The 2720-nt window shown below is 49.2% G+C and carries 3 protein-coding genes; 2 read left to right on the top strand and 1 reads right to left on the bottom strand.

The window, feature by feature from the left end; genetic code table 11:
- Positions 1-165: 165 nt before the first annotated feature.
- The gene (efp, locus tag KDK17_RS10415; protein ID WP_257281826.1) at positions 166-735 is read right to left on the bottom strand and encodes an elongation factor P; all 570 of its coding nucleotides are present in this window, start codon (positions 733-735) and stop codon (positions 166-168) included.
- A gap of 17 nt (positions 736-752) precedes the next feature.
- Between efp and epmB the strand changes: the two genes are divergently transcribed.
- The gene (gene epmB / locus KDK17_RS10410) at positions 753-1820 is read left to right on the top strand and encodes an EF-P beta-lysylation protein EpmB (protein ID WP_257288024.1); all 1068 of its coding nucleotides are present in this window, start codon (positions 753-755) and stop codon (positions 1818-1820) included.
- 93 nt (positions 1821-1913) lie between these two features.
- Positions 1914-2720: hypothetical protein (locus tag KDK17_RS10405; RefSeq protein WP_257288023.1), on the top strand; the 807-nt coding region annotated here is incomplete at its 3' end.

Genomic DNA, 2720 nt, shown 5'->3' with positions numbered 1-2720 from the left:
CATGTAAGTCATACTCCATTCGTGAAAATGCGTCACATCTTAGCCTCGACAGAGAGGCAATCAATGAAAGCTGTAACAAAATCAAAGAGGGATCGCAGTAGAAAGGAATCACAAAAACAGAGAGGTACGAAAACCCTCCAGCCAGAAGCTGGAGGAACCGGCCAATTACTTCACGCGACCCACGTACTCACCAGTACGGGTATCGATTTTCAGAACTTCACCTTCGGTAATAAAAAGAGGAACCTTCACGGTAGCACCAGTGCTTAGTTTGGCTGGTTTGGAGCCCCCCTGGGCGGTATCACCTTTCAGACCCGGGTCGGTTTCAATGACTTCCAGTTCTACAAAGTTAGGTGCGGACACAGAAAGAGGGGATCCGTTATATAGGGTTACGGAGTATACTTCCTGCTCTTTGAGCCAATCGAGAGTGTCGCCCACGGCTTCCTTACTGGCAGCGTGTTGCTCGAAAGAACCGTCGGTCATCATGAAATGCCAGAATTCACCGTCGGTGTAGAGGTACTCCATGTCATAGTCCATCACGTCTGCCGCTTCGATGCTTTCACCAGACTTGAAGGTACGTTCCCAGACACGATTGCTCATCAGGTTGCGGAACTTAACCCGGTTAAAGGCCTGGCCCTTACCCGGTTTTACAAACTCGTTCTCAATGATGACGCAGGGGTCACCTTCCAACATCACCTTGAGACCAGAACGAAACTCGTTGGTACTATAACTAGCCATCGGACACTACCAGCAAAATGAAAACCCCTATGATAACCCGTTACGAGGGCGGTGTGCATACTGACAAGCTATCAACCCGTCTTCTGCTTCCCGAAGAGCAGCCTGAAAACTGGAAAAAAGTACTGGGAGATTCAGTCACTGACCCTGAAGTACTGCTGAACATGCTGAATCTTCCACACACTCTGCTGCCGGGAGCCATCAAAGGCGACAAGTCTTTCAGTATGCGGATTCCACGTCCATATATAGACCGGATGAAGAGGGGTGACCAGTACGATCCATTACTCAGGCAGGTTCTGCCCCTGGGAGAAGAGTGTGTGGAAGTCAGTGGTTTCAGTTTCGACCCTCTGGCAGAACAGTCCCGGAACCCGACCCAGGGTATTATTCATAAATACCAGGGAAGACTGCTGCTGATTGTCAGCGGAGCCTGTGCCGTAAATTGCCGTTTCTGCTTTCGGCGGCATTTCCCTTATGGTGACAATCAGCTGGGCGGAGACAGCTGGATGCGGGCGGTAGAGTACATTCGTTCTCAAAATAGTATTCATGAGGTCATATTGAGCGGCGGAGATCCACTGGCTTCTTCTGATAGCCGCCTTGCCCGCATAGTAGAGGAACTGTCCGATATTCCCCATTTAAAAACGCTTCGAATCCATACCCGTCTGCCCATTGTTATTCCCCAGAGAGTCACCCGGGAAATGCTCCACTGGTTTTGTGGTGGAAGACTTAAACCCGTTATGGTGATTCATTGCAACCATGCTAATGAGATCGATGAGCCGGTTGAACAGTCACTGCAAAAGCTAAGACAAGCGGGTGCCATATTACTTAATCAGACGGTTCTGCTTAAAGGTATTAATGATGACTCTGAGTCACTGGCTGATCTGAGTCACACCCTCTTTAATGCCGGAGTACTGCCTTATTACCTGCATCTTCTGGACCGGGTTCAAGGTGCTGCTCACTTTGACGTAACGGAAGAGAGCGCGAAGATACTCATTCATGAACTGATGCAGAAATGTCCGGGTTACCTGGTCCCCAGGTTGGTCAGAGAGATAGCAGGAGAGGCCAGCAAAACCCCGATACCGATCAATTAGCCCGCCAGTCATGCTGGATTCTTTAAGCCTGTGATCTTAATATAAGAAATAGTGCTAAAGATTTTTTAACGGGCAGATAATCAGGATGATTCAATGGACATGCAGAACGAAAGGATTCCATTGCAGCTCCCGTCTCAAAGCCTGAACAGTTTATCGTTCAGCCAAACGGATGTGCATGCGGTTCACCAATGGCTCAGTGAACTGCCTAAAACCGACAGGTCAGTGTCGTTTAAATCAATAGGGCAGGCGCTGGAAGAACTGACCCGCCTCAAAGTACAACCTTCTCTTCAATGGTCTTTGGTTGAGCAGTTCAGGCCCGTCGTTTATTTTCTGGTACATCAGAGTCAGAGTCAGACTCTGAAAAATATCGTCACTTTCAATGATGCTCAGCAACAAGAGTACAACAACTGTCTGAAGCTGCTACTCAGGCTACTGAAAGTCTACAAGATGGTTGTCCGAAGCAGTCAGAGCCAACAGGATACTGCCAGCCCCCTGGCCGCAGCATTGCATCGGTCAATGACTGAGAGTGCCTCTATTCTGCTCTTTACCTGCGAGTATTATCGACCTGTTCCCGAGCGGGTATGGCTGGAAATGCACACGCTATACTTCGCTGCCCGCACACAAAATCTGGAAACTTTCAGCCTTGAGGACCCCATCACCACCAAAGCCAGGAAATTGTCTCTTTCGGATCTGTATAAGCGGGCGTTATTGCTCAGTCGCTCCCGATCCAACCAGCTGAGACCCCAGGAAATCCGACAGATTTTCAAGGCACTTTGCCTCTGGGCACCACACAGCAAACTCGAGCCTGTAGAAGACAGCCGGTCACACTTTGTGGTCAATCTGGATTCCGATGAAGGCCTGCTCTATAGCTCTCTGTTGGAAGGAGAAAAAAATGATCAC

This window comes from Endozoicomonas sp. SESOKO2 (assembly GCF_024606245.1).
Classification (GTDB): Bacteria; Pseudomonadota; Gammaproteobacteria; order Pseudomonadales; family Endozoicomonadaceae; genus Endozoicomonas_A.
The sequence above is the reverse complement of the archived record's forward strand: the minus strand, read 5'-3'. Positions and strand labels throughout refer to the sequence as shown.

Coding starts and splice junctions, on each gene's coding strand:
- efp (WP_257281826.1), bottom strand. CDS start 735: ATGGCTAGTTATAGTACCAACGAGTTTCGTTCTGGTCTCAAGGTGATG.
- epmB (WP_257288024.1), top strand. CDS start 753: ATGAAAACCCCTATGATAACCCGTTACGAGGGCGGTGTGCATACTGAC.